The organism is Streptomyces sp. DH12, assembly GCF_020873895.1.
Classification (GTDB): Bacteria; Actinomycetota; Actinomycetes; order Streptomycetales; family Streptomycetaceae; genus Streptomyces.
In genome coordinates this window covers 19,616-33,360 of the sequence record NZ_JAHWGT010000053.1, presented here as the reverse complement: position 1 = coordinate 33,360, position 13,745 = coordinate 19,616, and the positions used below count along the sequence as shown (strand labels likewise).

The following is a 13,745-nucleotide window of genomic DNA, read 5'->3' as shown; positions in this document are numbered from 1 at the left end:
CCCTCCCCCGTCCCCTCTCCCCCTTTCTCCCCTTGGTGCTCTCCGGTCGCCGTCCGCACGCGGTCACACGCCCAACTGGAGGCCGGCGGCGGCCTCCTCGACCATTCCGAGCCCCATCCTGCTCACGCGCACCCCGAAAGGCTCCCCCGCGACGCTGAGCCCGGAGAGTCTCAGGGCGCCCAGGGGGGCGCCGCCCAGCGGGTGCAGGGCGACCGTGCCGGCCGGGACGTCTGGGCGGACGCCCGCGAGGGCGGCGAGGACGTGCACGGCCGCGGCCGCGGGGACGGCGGCCGGACGGCAGGCGGACGGGTGCGGCACGGGCGCCCCCTCCTCGGTGCGCTGGTCCCCGCCGTACATCTCCGGCAGCCGGTACGCGAACGCCTCCGCCGCGTCGAGCAGTCCGCGGACCAGCCCGGTGGCCTCCTTCTCGTACCCGGCGGCGGCCAGCCCCGCGACGGCGACGGCGGTCTCGTGGACGCGGACGGCGCCCGCACGGTGGCCGAACGGATTGTGCCCGGGCTCCTTGGCGCCGAGGCCGCGCAGGCCCCAGCCGGTGTCGAGCGCGGGGCTGCCCAGCAGCCGGGCGACCTGTTCGGTCTGCGTCCTGTCGAGCAGTCCCTCGGCGTGGCCTCCCCCTCCGACGAGTCCGGTGTCGAGCAGATGGGCCGCGGCGCACCCGAGGGGAGGCAGGGGGCGGCCGTCGGCGGCGAGTGCGACGGCGGGGCGGCCGCCGGCCGGGTCGTCCAGCCAGAAGTCCTCGCGGAAGCGACGCCGCAGCGCGTGGGCGCGGTCGCGCCATTCGTCGGCCCCGCCGCGGCCGCACCCCTCCAGCAGTTCGGCGCCGAGCAGGGCGGCCCGGTGGGCGTGTGCCTGGGTCTCCGCGCGCCGTACGCCCGCGGCGGGCCCCGGCTCGGCCACCAGCCCGTCGTCGTCGACAGCGGAGCGCAGCCACGCCAGACAGCGCTCCGCTGCCGGCAGCAGCTCCGCCAGGTCGTGCTCCGGGAGTCCCCACAGGCGGGCCTCGGCGAGGACGACCGGGAAGGCGAGTGTGGCCTCCACTCCCGTGCAGGCCGGCGGGAGGTGGGGGCCGGCGTCGCGGAGCGGGCCGGGGACGTGCCCGGCGGACGGGCCGGAGGCGCCGTGCAGGGAGCGGGCGACGCCGCGCAGGGTGTCGGAGGCGAGCCGGGTGCCGAGCGGGAGGAGCATCCGGGCGGCCCAGAGGGCCTCGGCGGGGGCGGGGCCGGTGCGCCAGGGGACGCCGGCCGCCAGGTGGAGGTCGGCGGGGTGCGCGGGGTCGCGGACGAGGAGGGAGCGGAGGTCGTCGAGGGCGGTGGCGAGGAACCTCGCGGCGCGTGGGTCGTCGCCTTCCGCCCGGGCCTCGGAGAGGACCTGGCCGCTCGACCTGGCGGCCGGCCTGAGGGGGCGACCGGCGTGGAGGCGCAGGGTGATGGTGCGGGCCGCTCCCGCGTCGACATCGAGCTCCCAGCGCAGGAGTCCGGTGGACGCGAGGGCGTCCTTCGGCGGGGGCTCGGCGGCGACGACGGACTGGCCGCCGCCCGGTGCCGACCAGCGCAGCCCCGAGCCGTGGACGGAGGGACGCAGTTCGGGTCCGGCTCGTCCCGACGCGATGGCGCCGAGTGCGGCGAGGTCCGTGCCGAGGCTGAGCTCGACCGGGACGCGCAGGGGCCGTCCCGTCGCGTTGCGCAGGGTGATCCGCTCGGAGCCGTCGGCGTCCCTGGAGCGCTCCACGGTGACGCCGGGGTCCGGGCCGGGGTCCGCGGGGGTGCGGACGACGGCGACGAACCGTGCGTGGGACGCGGAGAGCAGCCTGCCCTGGACCGGGACGGGCTCGCGGCCGAAGACCCGCAGGAGGCAGCGGGAGAGGAGGCGTCGCCCGGACTGGTAGACCCCTTCGATGCCGGCGCCGGTGAGCTGTCCGTGCTCGGGGGAGACGGCCAGTCCGGGCAGGGCGACGCAGACGAGGGCGTGGTGGACGGACGGGAGTCCGCCGGCTGGTGGGGCGGGAGGCCGGCCGTGGGCGGTGGGGGGCGGGTGGGCCCGCCCCCAGGGGGTGCGGGTCTGGGCGTGCCGGCCGAGGGCCGGGGTCGGCGTCGGGGTCGTGGTCGGGGCCGGTGAGGGGACGGTGAGATCCATGGGTCGTCTGCTGAGCCTTCTGTGCGCTCCGGACAGCCGCTGGATGTACGGCGGCACGGGTCGGGCGACTCCGCCACAGACGTGAACGGCGGTACCGGGGCGCGGGTCACGGCCGTCATCCGGCGCTCCCTCCGTCGCCCGCGTCACGGCTGCCCGTCCCGGTCAGGTCGTCGCGCCCCTCCGCGGTCCGGCCGTCCCCGGCGGCCCGGAGCCCGCCGCCGCGGACCGGGCCCGAACGTGCGGCGGGGCCGTCGGGGGCGGGGCGCGCCGGGCCGGGAGGCGGGGTGTTCGTGGTGGTGGGCCGGGTCGGGGAGGTGCGGGCACGCAGCCGCCGCCGTACGGCTCGGGCCCCCGTGCCGCGTACGGTCGTCCGGCGCCTGCCCGGTCGGCGGTCCTCCGTGCGTTCCCGGGTGTCGCGCTCGCCGCGCAGGCACTGGCGGAGGGTCTCGGGGTCGAGCTGCTCGTTGCACGCCTGGTGCAGCAGGCGCGCGAAGACGTATTCGGGGTCGGCCTCCAGGGCGAGCGCGAGGGCGACGCGGGCGGTCGGCTCGTCCCCGGCGGACCAGGCGACCCAGCCGGCGAGGGTGAGGGGTGCGGCGGCGTGCTCGCCGTAGGCGCCGACGCAGCGGCGGGCCAGGGCGCGCCACAGCCGCAGGGCGCGGTCCGCCGCGGCGCCTTCCATCCACTCGGCGGCGCGGTCGCGGGTCCGGCGGTCCTGGAGCCCGACGATCAGTTCGGCGGCTTCCCGGTCGTCGATCAGTGCGTCGTCGCGGTCGTCGCCGGCGGAGTCGTCGTTGAGCGGCGGGTGCTCGGTGAGCCGGTCGATGAGGCGTTGGGCGAGGTGGATGGTCTCCTCCCTGACGCGGGCGGCTTCCTTCGTGCTGAGGATGCGGTGGACGAGCGAGGCGCTGGCGGTGTCGAGGGCGTGTTCCTGCGCGGCGGTGTCGGGGCCTGCCGGGCGGGGCCTGAGCCGGGCTTCCATGTCGCGCAGTGAGCCGCGCACGTGGATGCCCGCGTAGGCGGCGGCCGCCGCCATGACGGACGTCCCGAGCGGGGCGAGTGGCGTGCCGCCGGGCGGGCAGCAGTCGCTGTCGGGGCAGCAGTAGGACCAGAACCGGCCGCCGGAGATGCACAGCGCCTCGTACACCGGCACGTCCAGGGCCCCGCACGCCGTGCGGAGCTTCTGCGCGAAGGGGCGCAGCCGCTGCATCGCCCTCCTGCCGTCCTCCTCGCCGGCGGCGGGGTCCTGGCAGAGGAAGACGACGATGCCGTCCGGTCGGGAGCCGCGCCGCTCGCACCCCTCGACGAGGCATTCGGCGAGCTGTTCGGCGACGGGCGCCCACTCGCGGGGGGAGGCGGGGATGCCGAGCCTGAGGCGTCCGCCGAAACGGCCGCGCTCGCCGTGCAGGGCGAGTAGGACGACTGAGTCAGTGGGGTGGAAGCCCAGCAGGTACGGGAGCGCGTCGGCCAGTTCGGCGGGGCCGCGCAGGGTGATCTGCGGTTCGCCGGTGAAGCCCGCGGAGGTGACGGGGAGCGGGCTGGCGGCGGAGGGGCGGGCGTCGCGGGGACCGGTGTGGTCGTGGTGTGCGTTCATGGCTCGACGGTCCCGCCGGACCCACCGATCCGTCGACCCCTGTGGATAACTTTGTCCACAGGCTTGCCGGTGCGTTCGCCGGTTGTCGGTGCGGTGCTGTTCCATGTGAGGCATGGAGCAGACGAACGACGAGGATTTGCGTTCCGCGGCCGACGCGGTGCTGGCCCGCCTGGTCGGTGACGCCACCGGCACGGCGAGGTTGCGTGAGGACCAGTGGCGGGCCATCGAGGCGTTGGTCGCGCACGGCAGGCGGGCGCTGGTCGTGCAGCGCACCGGCTGGGGGAAGTCGGCCGTCTACTTCGTGGCCACGGCGCTGCTGCGGGCGCGGGGTGCGGGCCCCACGGTGATCGTCTCGCCGCTGCTGGCGCTCATGCGGAACCAGGTGGACGCGGCGGCTCGGGCGGGCATCCACGCCCGGACGATCAATTCGTCGAACATGGAGGAGTGGCAGACGGTCCAGGAGGAGATCGCCGCGGGCCGGGTCGACGTGCTGCTGGTGTCGCCGGAGCGGCTGAACAATCCCGATTTCCGCGACGAGGTGCTGCCCGCGCTGGCGGCGGCGACGGGCCTGCTGGTGGTCGACGAGGCGCACTGCATCTCCGACTGGGGGCACGATTTCCGCCCTGACTACCGCCGGCTGCGCACGATGCTGGCCGAGCTGCCGCCCGGCGTCCCGGTGCTGGCGACGACGGCGACGGCGAACGCGCGGGTGACGGCGGACGTGGCCGAGCAGCTCGGTACGGCGGCGGGGTCGGACGCGCTGGTGCTGCGGGGCCCGCTGGACCGCGAGAGTCTGCGCCTGGGGGTGGTGCGGCTGCCGGACGCGGCGCACCGGCTGGCCTGGCTCGCCGAGCACCTCGGGGAGCTGCCGGGTTCGGGGATCGTGTACACGCTGACGGTCGCGGCGGCCGAGGAGGTCGCGGCGCACCTGCGTCAGTGCGGATACGAGGTCGCGTCGTACACCGGGCGGACGGAGAACGCCGACCGGCGCCAGGCGGAGGAGGACCTGCTGGCGAACCGGGTGAAGGCGCTCGTCGCCACGTCGGCGCTGGGCATGGGCTTCGACAAGCCGGACCTGGGTTTCGTGGTGCACATGGGTTCCCCGTCCTCGCCGATCGCCTACTACCAGCAGGTGGGTCGCGCGGGGCGTGGTGTGGCGAGTGCGGAGGTGCTGCTGCTGCCCGGCCCGGAGGACGAGGCGATCTGGCAGTACTTCGCGTCGGTGGCCTTCCCACCCGAGGAGCAGGTGCGGCGCACGCTCGACGTCCTGGCGCGCTCGGAGGGGCCGGTGTCCCTGCCCGCGCTGGAGCCGCTGGTCGAGCTGCGGCGCACCCGGCTGGAGACGATGTTGAAGGTCCTCGACGTGGACGGCGCGGTGCGCCGGGTGAAGGGCGGGTGGACGAGCACGGGGCGCCCGTGGACCTACGACACGGAGCGGTACGCGTGGGTGGCGCGGCAGCGGGCCGCGGAGCAGCAGGCGATGCGGGACTACGTGGCGACGGCGGAGTGCCGCATGGAGTTCCTGCGGCGGCAGCTGGACGACGAGGAGGCGGCGCCGTGCGGCCGCTGCGACAACTGCGCCGGTCCTCGCTTCGACGCCAAGGTGTCCGCCACGACCCTGGACGCGGCGCGGGGGGAGCTGGACAGGCCGGGGGTGGATGTCGAGCCGCGCAGGATGTGGCCGACCGGTCTGCCGGCGGTCGGTGTCGACCTCAAGGGCCGCATCCCGGTCGGGGAGCAGTCGGCCGCGGGCCGGGCGCTGGGGCGTCTGTCGGACATCGGTTGGGGCAACCGGCTGCGGCCGATGCTGGCGGAGCGGGCGCCGGACGGGCCGGTGCCGGACGACGTGGTGGACGCGGTGGTGCGGGTGCTGGCCGACTGGGCGAAGGGTCCGGGGGGCTGGGCGTCCGGAGCGTCGGACGCGCCGGCCCGCCCGGCGGGGGTGGTGACGGTCGCTTCGCGCAGCCGTCCGCAGCTCGTGGGTTCGCTGGGCGCGCGGATCGCGGAGGTGGGACGGATGCCGTTGCTCGGCTCCGTCGAGTACGCGCCGGAGGCCGTGGACACGCGGATCTCGCGGACGAACAGCGCGCAGCGGGTGCTCGGTCTGCACCGTGCGCTGACCGTGCCGGCCGGGCTCGCCGAGCGGCTGTCGTCGGCGGGTGGCCCCGTGCTGCTGGTCGACGATTTCTCGGACAGCGGCTGGACGCTGGCGGTGGCGGCGCGGCTGCTCCGTCGCGCGGGAGCGCCCGGGGTGTTTCCGCTGGTCCTCGCGGTGGCGGGTTGATCGGGCCGTCGCGGGGAATTCTTATGGTCGGGAAATGGGTGGCATAACAGCCCATTCCCGTCAGCGGTCCCAATTGCTCGTTGCCGCCTGCCCATGCCGCCCGCAAGAATTGGATCCCGCCCCAGCACGGCCCGTTCGCGGTCCTGAAGGCCTTGCCGCGGCGCGCCCTCACCCGACCCTGCCCGCTTGTGTGGGCGCGTATGCGAAGGGAGGACCGTGACCTTCGGATTCGCTCCGTCCGCAGCCTCCTCGTTCACCGTACCGGCCGCCTCCGCCAGCCGTCTCGCCCGTGTGTTGGAGCCGGCCGAGTGGGCGGAGGCGGGCATTCCCCTGCTGCGCAGCCCCCGTGATCTGGTCACGGGTCTGCACGCCCGTCACGTGCCGAGGCCGGCGACCGCGGTGGTCGGTGTCCTGGACCACGAGGAACGGCTGATCGCCAGTGCGTCGTTCACGCCGAGACCGGTACCGGCGGACGGCTGGGACTTCCGCAACGTGCTCTTGGCGCACCTGCGCCGCGTCATCCCGCATGACCTGCGGCGGCGCAGTCCGGTGCGTACGGCCGTCCTGCTCAACTGCCGGGAAGGCAGCGGCAAGTGGACGGAGGAGGACGGGGCGTGGATGTGGGGTCTGCGGGACGCGTGCACGTTGCACGGGCTGCGCTGCGGTGCCTACATCACGCTGACCCGCGACGGGTGGCAGGTGACGGGTGAGGACCGGGGTGGTCGGCATCCCCACTCGACGTCGCCGCCGTCGGACATCTCCGGGGCCGACGGGGAGGACGTGCAGTCGACTCCGCGTATGGCGAGCGGCTCGGGAGAGCCGCTGCGCCGCACGGCCGCACGCTGAGGGGACGAGGCCGGGCTTGGGACCGGTGACGGCGTCCCCGGCGGACCTGGCGGCCTTGGCGGGCCGGTCCTGACGGCTGTGGCGGGCCGTGCCGACGCCGGCCCGGCGGTGCCGGTGCGCCGGGCGGTGGCCGGTGGGCCGGACGGCGGTGTTGCCGTCCGGCCACCTGGTGCGGCGCTCCGTCAGAGGGCGGTGCCCAGCACGGTGTTGATGCGTGCAGGGTCGCCGCACACGATGAGCAGCGCGTCCGCGCGGTTCACGGCGGCGGGCAGCGCCCGGGCGGTGACGGCGTCGTCGGCGCCGTTGACCGCCACGACGACCACGGGGCGGGCGGCGGCACGCTCCAGGTCGGAGGCGGCGGCGAAGAACACGTCGTCGCGCGCGTCGTGCTGGGCCCAGTAGGCGGCCTCTCCGAAGGACAGCTCGTGGGCCGCCCAGGGGTGCCGCTCGCCGGTGGTCAGCACCAGGATGTCGCCGGGGGCGCGGCCGCTCTCCAGCAGGAGGTCCACCGCTTCCTCGGCGGCGTCGACGGCGCCGTCCAGCGGAGCGGGGATCAGCTGGATCCGCGGCGTGCCGCCGGCGTCCGCCGAGCGCTTCTCCTGCCGGGCCGCGGGCGGTGCGCCCGCGGGGTGCTGGCGGGGGGCCGGCGGTGCGGGCCTGGCGGCGCCGGGGCCCGGACGGCCGGGGCGGGGCGAGGCCGCGGTACGCGGGCCGGGTATGGGTCGGGGGGTCGGCGCGGGGCGGCCTGCGGCCGGCGTGGCGCGGGGACCCTGGGCACTCTCGTGAATCTGAGGCTCCTCGGGTGTGAGAGGCATGAGGGATGTCTACCAAACGCCGGTGCGTCGGGCATCGGCGGGTGGCTCGTATGTGCGGTCCGCGACGGGCGGCCGCGCCCCGTTCGGGCGGTCAGAAGTCGAAGCCGAGCTGGCCCCCGCTTTCGAGTTCGGCCGCCTCCGGGGAGACGCGGTACTTCCTGAGGTGCCGCCACCGCGGCAGCGCGTCGAGGAAGGCCCAGGTCATGCGGTGGTGCGGGGTGGGTCCCCACTCGGCGAGGGCGGCCTTGTGCACCGGCGACGGGTAGCCGGCGTTGGCGGAGAATCCGAACGGCGCATACGTGTCGGACTGCGCCTCCAGCTCCGTCATCATCGCGTCCCGCCGGACCTTGGCGATCACGGATGCCGCCGCCACGGCGACGCAGGAACGATCCCCCTTGATCACCGTACGGACCTGCCAGGGGTCTCCCAGGTAGTCGTGCTTGCCGTCGAGTATGACCGCGTCCGGACGTACCGGCAGGGCCTCGAGGGCGCGTACGGCGGCCAGCCGCAGCGCCGCGGTCATGCCGAGCTCGTCGATCTCCTCGGGGCCGGCGTGCCCGAGCGCGTGGGCCGAGACCCAGCGTTCGAGTTCCGCGGCGAGCTCGGTGCGGCGCCGGGGGGCGAGGAGCTTGGAGTCGGTGAGTCCGTCCGGAGGCCGGCGCAGTCCGGTGACGGCCGCGCAGACGGTGACGGGCCCTGCCCAAGCCCCGCGTCCGACTTCGTCGACTCCGGCGATGATCCTGGCGCCGGTTGTCGCTCGGATCGAGCGCTCGACGGTGTGTGTGGGTGCTTCGTACGGCATGGCGCCTGACAGATTACGCCGCTCGCCCCCGCCGGCGACACCCGGAGGGGCATCCTGCGCCATCTCTCGTTCCGCCGACGCCCGGTGGCGGCGGTTCCGGGTGGCCGCGAAGGGCGCGGGGTGGGGCTTCAGACGCCTCCGGTTCCCCGCTCCCGGCCCCGCCACGGGGCCCGCCCTGACCGCCGCCGAACGGGCGGGCGGCCGGTGCCCACGGGCCTCCGGGGCAGGCCCGAGCGCCGGCCCCTGGCGTGCGGCGGCCGCGGTGCCGGCGGGGTCAGTGGGCGGCGCGCTGCGGGAGCCAGGCGGGCAGGTCCTCGGTGCGGGCCAGCCAGTCGGCCGGCGGCGCGCCCCCCTGCGCGGCGGCGACCACGCCGCCGACGATGGCGCAGGTGGTGTCGACGTCGCCGCCGGCCTGCGCGGTCGTCCAGAAGGCCCGCTCGTAGTCGTCGAGGGAGCGGGCGGCGGACCACAGCGCGAACGGCACGGTGTCGTGCGCGCTCGTGCGGCGTCCGCAGCCGAGCACGGCGGCCACCGTCTGGGTGTCGCCGTAGTCGAGCATGTCGCGGGCGCGGCGCAGTCCGGCGCCGACGGCGCTGCGCGGGACGAGGGCGACGACCGCGTCGAGGAAGTCGGTGGGCTTGGGTGGCCCCTCCGGGGCCGCGGCGAGGGCCGCGGCGGCCGCGACCGCCATGCAGCCGACGACGGCCTCGCGGTGCTGGTGGGTCGTGTAGGAGGAGATCTCGGCCTGGTGGGTGGCCTGCTCCGGGTCGTCGGCGTACCAGGCGCCCAGGGGCGCGATGCGCATGGCGGCGCCGTTGCCCCAGGAGCCCTGCCCCTGGAAGAGGCCGGCGGCCAGTTCCCGCCAGTCGCCGCCTTCCCGGATCAGCCGGAGCATCCGGTTGACCGCGGGGCCGTAGCCGCGGTCGAAGTCGTGGTGGTCGGCGAAGGAGCGGGCGAGGGCGTCCTGGTCGATGCGGCCGTGCGAGGCGAGCACGGCCAGTACGGAGCAGGCCATCTCGGTGTCGTCGGTCCACTGCCAGGAGCCCGGTGGCAGCTCGCTCCGCTTCAGCAGGGGGTAGTGGGAGGGGACGAAGAACTGGGAGCCGAGGGCGTCGCCCACGGCCAGCCCGCGGAGGCTGGCGAGGGCGCGTTCGAAGCGCCGGTCGAGGGAGGAGTCAGCGGTCATCGCCCTGCCACTCTATCCGGTGGCGACGCCCCTTTCCCGGGTCAGTCGACGAGGCGTCCGGCCTCCATGCGGTGTGTCCGGCCGGTGAAGCGGCGGCGCAGGAGGCGGTCGTGGGAGACGACGACGAGGGCGCCGGTCCAGCGGTCGAGTGCGGCTTCCAGCTCCTCGACCAGGCCGAGTGCGAGGTGGTTGGCCGGTTCGTCGAGGAGCAGGAGGTCGGCGGGGCGGGCGAGGAGCCGGGCGAGGGCGAGTCGGCGGCGCTGTCCGGCCGAGAGGCCGCCCACGGGAGTGCGCAGGTCGCGAGGGCGGAACAGGCCGTACGACAGGAGGAGTTCCTCGCGCTCGTCGCCGGCGAGGGGGAGGCCGCGGCCGAAGGCGGTGAGCAGGCGCTCCGCCGGGCGGTCGACGGGTATCTCCTGGGCGAGGTAGCCGATGGCGCCACGGCGGGTGACGGTCCCGGTGTCCGGCGTGAGGTGCCCGGCCATGGCGCGCAGCAGGGTGGTCTTGCCCGCGCCGTTGCCCCCGTGGACCAGGATCTTCTCCCCCGCCCCGACGGTCAGGCGGTCGACGGCGAGCCTGTCTCCCACGCGCACGTCGGTGAGGGTCACGAGGTCCCCCTCGACGGTGCCGGCGACCGGTCGGGCGGTGAAGGAGAGCGGCCGGGGCGGGCGGGGCACCGGTGTCTCCCTGAGCCTGCGGAGCCTTTCGCGCGCGCTGCGTACGCGCCCGGCGACGGATGCCTGGACCCGGCCGCCCGCCCGGTCGTAGGCCATCTTGTTGTTGTCCCTGATGGCGCGGCCGGCGGCGACGCCGTGGGCGGTGGTGGTGGCGTACGCCTCCAGGCGGGCCGTCTCGTCGCACCAGTCGGCGTACTCCTGTTCCCAGCGGCGGCGCGCGGCCGCCCGCTCCTCCCGGTACCCGGCGTAGCCGTTGCCGTGGCGGACGACGGTGCGGCGGTCGGCGTCCACGTCGAGCACGGTGGTGGCGACCCGCACCAGGAAGGTCCGGTCGTGGGACACGGCGACGACCGTGCCGCGGTGGGCGAGAAGGGCCCCCTCCAGCCAGTCGAGGGCTCCCTCGTCGAGGTGGTTGGTCGGTTCGTCCAGCAGCATGACCTCGGGGGCCGCGGCGATCAGGCAGGCGATGCCGAGCCGGGCCTGTTCGCCGCCGGAGAGGCTGCCGAGGGTCCGCGAGCGGGCGGTGCCGGCCAGGCCGAGCGCGTGGAGCGCCTTGTCGACCCGGGTGTCCACCTCGTACCCGCCGCGCGATTCGTAGGTGGTGAGCAGGTCGCCGTACTCGGCGAGCGCGGCGTCGTCGGCGTCGCCGAGCGTCGCTTCGAGGGTGCGCAGGCGGGCCCGCATGGCGCGCGGTTCGTGGAGGGCCGCGTCGATGGCGTCGCCCACGGTGCGGTCGGGCGGGAGTCGCGGCGTCTGGGCGAGCAGTCCCGCGTCGTGCTCGGCGATCGTGACGACCTCGCCCTCGTCGGGCTGTTCGGTGCCGGCGAGGAGGTGCAGGAGCGTGGTCTTGCCCGCGCCGTTCTCCCCCACGACGCCGATCCGTTCGCCGGGGCGCACGGTGAGGGAGACGTCGTCGAGCAGCAGTCGCTCGCCTCGGGCCTTGGTGACGTGACGGAGGGAGATCTGCGTGGGCAAGGGGCCTCCAGAAGGGTGGACCGGGCAGGGGGCGGGACGGAGCCGGGAGGGGGAGGAATCGGCGAGGGCGCCCCACCGGCTAATGCGACGCTGGTAGCGTTAAGATCGAGTGTGGCACACTTGGCCTTCCTAATGCAACAGGAGTAGCAATTGACTGAGAACCCGTCGCAGCCGCCACCCGGCCCCGGCTCCCGGCGTCCCGGTGGCCGTACGGCGCGGACCCGCGCTGCCGTACGCGACGCCGTGCTGACCGGCCTGGCAGAGCACGGCTACCCGGGTCTCACCGTCGAGTTCGTCGCCGAGCGGTCAGGGGTGCACAAGACGACGCTGTACCGCAGGTGGGGCGGGCTCGAAGAGCTGGTGGCGGACGCCCTCGACCTCGCGGGCGAGGACGGCTGGGCCCCGCCCGACACGGGCACCCTGGAGGGCGACCTGCGGGCCCTCGCCCGGGAGGTGTGCGACTCGTTCGCCGACCCGGCGGCAGCCGCCGCGCCCACGGCGTTCGTCGCCGCCGCCTTCCAGTCGGAGCGCGCGGCGGACGCCCTGCGCGCCTTCTACGCGGAACGGTTCGGCCGGTGCGAGGCCGTGGTGGAGCGCGCGGTCCAGCGGGGCGAGGCGCCGCGCGGTACGGACGCGGGCGCGGTGGTGCGGGCGGTGTCCGCACCGCTGTTCCTCCGGCTGTTCGTGACGCGGGAACCGGTCGACACCCGGGTCGCCGACCAGGCGGCGCAGGCCGCCCTGGCGGCCGTCCACGCGGGCGCGTTCACCGGTGCGCGCAGCTGAGAACGGCGACGGCCGGCCGGCCGGGCCCGTCGGACCGCCGTGCCCTCAGACCGTCCAGGCGGCCTCCAGGTCCACGACGTCCCCCGTCAGGGCGACGACGTCCGCCGCGATCTGCGCGCGCAGGGCGAGCCGCTCGACCCGCTCCGTCCGGTACTTGCCGTGCTCCGCCGCCGACTTCCACATGGACAGCACCAGGAACTCGTTGCCCGGCGCCTCGCCGAACAAGCCCCGCAGCATGCCGGGGGAACCGGCCATCGCCGGGTTCCACACCTTCTCCTGCATCAGTGCGTAGTGCTCCACCCGGTCCTCGCGGATGCGGCTGTGGGCGACCCGCACCACGTCGGCGTCGGTGAAGCGCGGTTCGAACCCGGTCTTCACGTCGAAGCGGTAGTCGAAGAGCTTGGCCTGCGCGCCCTTGAAGGTGCCGGCCTGCGCGGCGGCCAGCCTGGCGTGCGACCGCGCCATGAACGAGTCGTAGAAGGGGCGGCTCTCCCAGAACGAGAACACGTGGGCCACACCCGGCCGCAGACGGCTCCACCCGCCGCCCTGCCCCCGGAAGCCGGGTTCCCCCAGCAGCCCCGCCCATTTCCGCTGCCCCCGCTCGAACCCGCGACGGTCCACGACGGTGCAGCGAATCCACTTGACCAGCACCGCGCCATCGTACGGGGCGACGGCCCGGGCGGTCCCGGCCCAGCGGAACCGGCTCCCCGCCGCCGGGGGCACGCCCGGAGCACCCGGCGCGGGACGCGCCGCACCCCCAGCGCACGGAGCGGTCCGGAGCACCGCGAGCGCCGGCCGCCCGCGAGCACCGTCACCCCCGGGCGCGGGTACAAGACGGGTACGGAGACGGACTCGGAGACAGGTACGGAGACGGGGCGGGTGCCGGCACGACCCGGGCGCCGAGGCGGCGGGGAGACGGCCCGGCACATTCCGCAAGGACGCGCTGACGGTCCTGACCCTCCGTGACACCATGGTCCAGCAGGCGGGCGCCGGAGGGGAGTTGCCTCCGGTCCCGTGCCAGTGGCGCAGAGAGGGGGAAAGGTGAGCACGCTGAACAAGGGCGTCGCCAAGGTCGAGGTGGCCCTCAAATGGGACCCGAGCACGGGTGGCGGCCCGGTACACGACCTCGACATCATCGCCGCCGTCTATCCCACGGGAGACCCGTACGGCGAGCCGGTCTACCTGGTCCACTTCGACAGCCGGTCGCCGGACGGCACGATCACGCTCAACCGCGACAGCCGTACGGGGCAGGGCTTCGGCATCGACGAGGCGATGACCCTGGAGTTGACCCGCCTGTCCCCCGCCTACGCGCGCGTGGTGGTCGGCATCGCCATACAGCAGAGCGGCGGACCGGTGACCTTCGGGGACGTCCCCAACACGAAGGTGCTGGTGCGGGAGGGCTACGAGGAGCTGGACAGCGACGACCTCGCGGGCGTGGCCGGCGCCACCGCCGCGACCATCGCCGAGTTCGTCCGCGAGGACGCCGAGACCTGGCGCTACCGGCGGCTGCTGCACGGCTTCGACACCGACCCGCAGTCCTTCAGCCGGGTGATGGGAGCCCGCCACTAGACGGCCCGGCCGCCCCTCGGGCCGAGGGCCCGACGGCCCGGCGGCCCGGCGGCCCACCGG

11 protein-coding genes are annotated in these 13,745 nt (G+C 75.5%); 4 read left to right on the top strand and 7 right to left on the bottom strand.

Annotated elements, in window-relative coordinates; translation table 11 throughout:
• Positions 1–63: 63 nt before the first annotated feature.
• Complete coding sequence (locus LPA54_RS30965; RefSeq protein WP_228984018.1) at positions 64–2,154, bottom strand: glycogen debranching N-terminal domain-containing protein; 2,091 nt, start codon at positions 2,152–2,154, stop codon at positions 64–66.
• Positions 2,155–2,269: 115 nt separating this feature from the next.
• Positions 2,270–3,748: a DUF4192 domain-containing protein gene (locus LPA54_RS30960; protein WP_228984017.1), complete on the bottom strand. Its 1,479-nt coding sequence runs from the start codon at positions 3,746–3,748 to the stop codon at positions 2,270–2,272.
• Between the two features lie 112 nt (positions 3,749–3,860).
• On the opposite strand from LPA54_RS30960, the gene LPA54_RS30955 reads away from it, so the two are divergent.
• The gene (locus LPA54_RS30955) at positions 3,861–6,032 is read left to right on the top strand and encodes a RecQ family ATP-dependent DNA helicase (protein WP_228984014.1); all 2,172 of its coding nucleotides are present in this window, start codon (positions 3,861–3,863) and stop codon (positions 6,030–6,032) included.
• Positions 6,033–6,248: 216 nt separating this feature from the next.
• Positions 6,249–6,878 (top strand): hypothetical protein, encoded by a 630-nt coding sequence (locus LPA54_RS30950; protein WP_228984013.1) that lies wholly within the window; start codon positions 6,249–6,251, stop codon positions 6,876–6,878.
• A gap of 182 nt (positions 6,879–7,060) precedes the next feature.
• Here LPA54_RS30950 and LPA54_RS30945 read toward each other — a convergent pair whose 3' ends face one another.
• The 4 genes from LPA54_RS30945 to LPA54_RS30930 all read right to left on the bottom strand — a co-directional run bounded on the left by LPA54_RS30945 (position 7,061) and on the right by LPA54_RS30930 (position 11,333).
• Positions 7,061–7,693, bottom strand: coding sequence for a hypothetical protein (locus LPA54_RS30945; protein ID WP_228984010.1), 633 nt, complete (start codon positions 7,691–7,693; stop codon positions 7,061–7,063).
• Between the two features lie 91 nt (positions 7,694–7,784).
• On the bottom strand, positions 7,785–8,495 hold the full coding sequence (locus LPA54_RS30940) for a ribonuclease HII (RefSeq protein WP_228984008.1): 711 nt from the start codon (positions 8,493–8,495) through the stop codon (positions 7,785–7,787).
• A gap of 274 nt (positions 8,496–8,769) precedes the next feature.
• On the bottom strand, positions 8,770–9,681 hold the full coding sequence (locus LPA54_RS30935; RefSeq protein WP_228984006.1) for an ADP-ribosylglycohydrolase family protein: 912 nt from the start codon (positions 9,679–9,681) through the stop codon (positions 8,770–8,772).
• A 41-nt stretch (positions 9,682–9,722) separates the two neighbouring features.
• Positions 9,723–11,333, bottom strand: coding sequence for an ABC-F family ATP-binding cassette domain-containing protein (locus LPA54_RS30930; RefSeq protein ID WP_228984005.1), 1,611 nt, complete (start codon positions 11,331–11,333; stop codon positions 9,723–9,725).
• A gap of 150 nt (positions 11,334–11,483) precedes the next feature.
• Between LPA54_RS30930 and LPA54_RS30925 the strand changes: the two genes are divergently transcribed.
• Entirely contained in the window at positions 11,484–12,116 is a 633-nt protein-coding gene (locus tag LPA54_RS30925; RefSeq protein WP_228984002.1) for a TetR/AcrR family transcriptional regulator, read from the top strand.
• Between the two features lie 45 nt (positions 12,117–12,161).
• Here the strand turns inward: LPA54_RS30925 and LPA54_RS30920 are convergent, their stop codons facing one another.
• On the bottom strand, positions 12,162–12,767 hold the full coding sequence (locus LPA54_RS30920; RefSeq protein WP_228984000.1) for a YdbC family protein: 606 nt from the start codon (positions 12,765–12,767) through the stop codon (positions 12,162–12,164).
• Between the two features lie 369 nt (positions 12,768–13,136).
• On the opposite strand from LPA54_RS30920, the gene LPA54_RS30915 reads away from it, so the two are divergent.
• On the top strand, positions 13,137–13,685 hold the full coding sequence (locus LPA54_RS30915) for a TerD family protein (protein ID WP_368857872.1): 549 nt from the start codon (positions 13,137–13,139) through the stop codon (positions 13,683–13,685).
• Positions 13,686–13,745 lie beyond the last annotated feature (60 nt).

Coding starts and splice junctions, on each gene's coding strand:
- LPA54_RS30965 (WP_228984018.1), bottom strand. CDS start 2,154: ATGGATCTCACCGTCCCCTCACCGGCCCCGACCACGACCCCGACGCCG.
- LPA54_RS30960 (WP_228984017.1), bottom strand. CDS start 3,748: ATGAACGCACACCACGACCACACCGGTCCCCGCGACGCCCGCCCCTCC.
- LPA54_RS30955 (WP_228984014.1), top strand. CDS start 3,861: ATGGAGCAGACGAACGACGAGGATTTGCGTTCCGCGGCCGACGCGGTG.
- LPA54_RS30945 (WP_228984010.1), bottom strand. CDS start 7,693: ATGCCTCTCACACCCGAGGAGCCTCAGATTCACGAGAGTGCCCAGGGT.
- LPA54_RS30940 (WP_228984008.1), bottom strand. CDS start 8,495: ATGCCGTACGAAGCACCCACACACACCGTCGAGCGCTCGATCCGAGCG.
- LPA54_RS30935 (WP_228984006.1), bottom strand. CDS start 9,681: ATGACCGCTGACTCCTCCCTCGACCGGCGCTTCGAACGCGCCCTCGCC.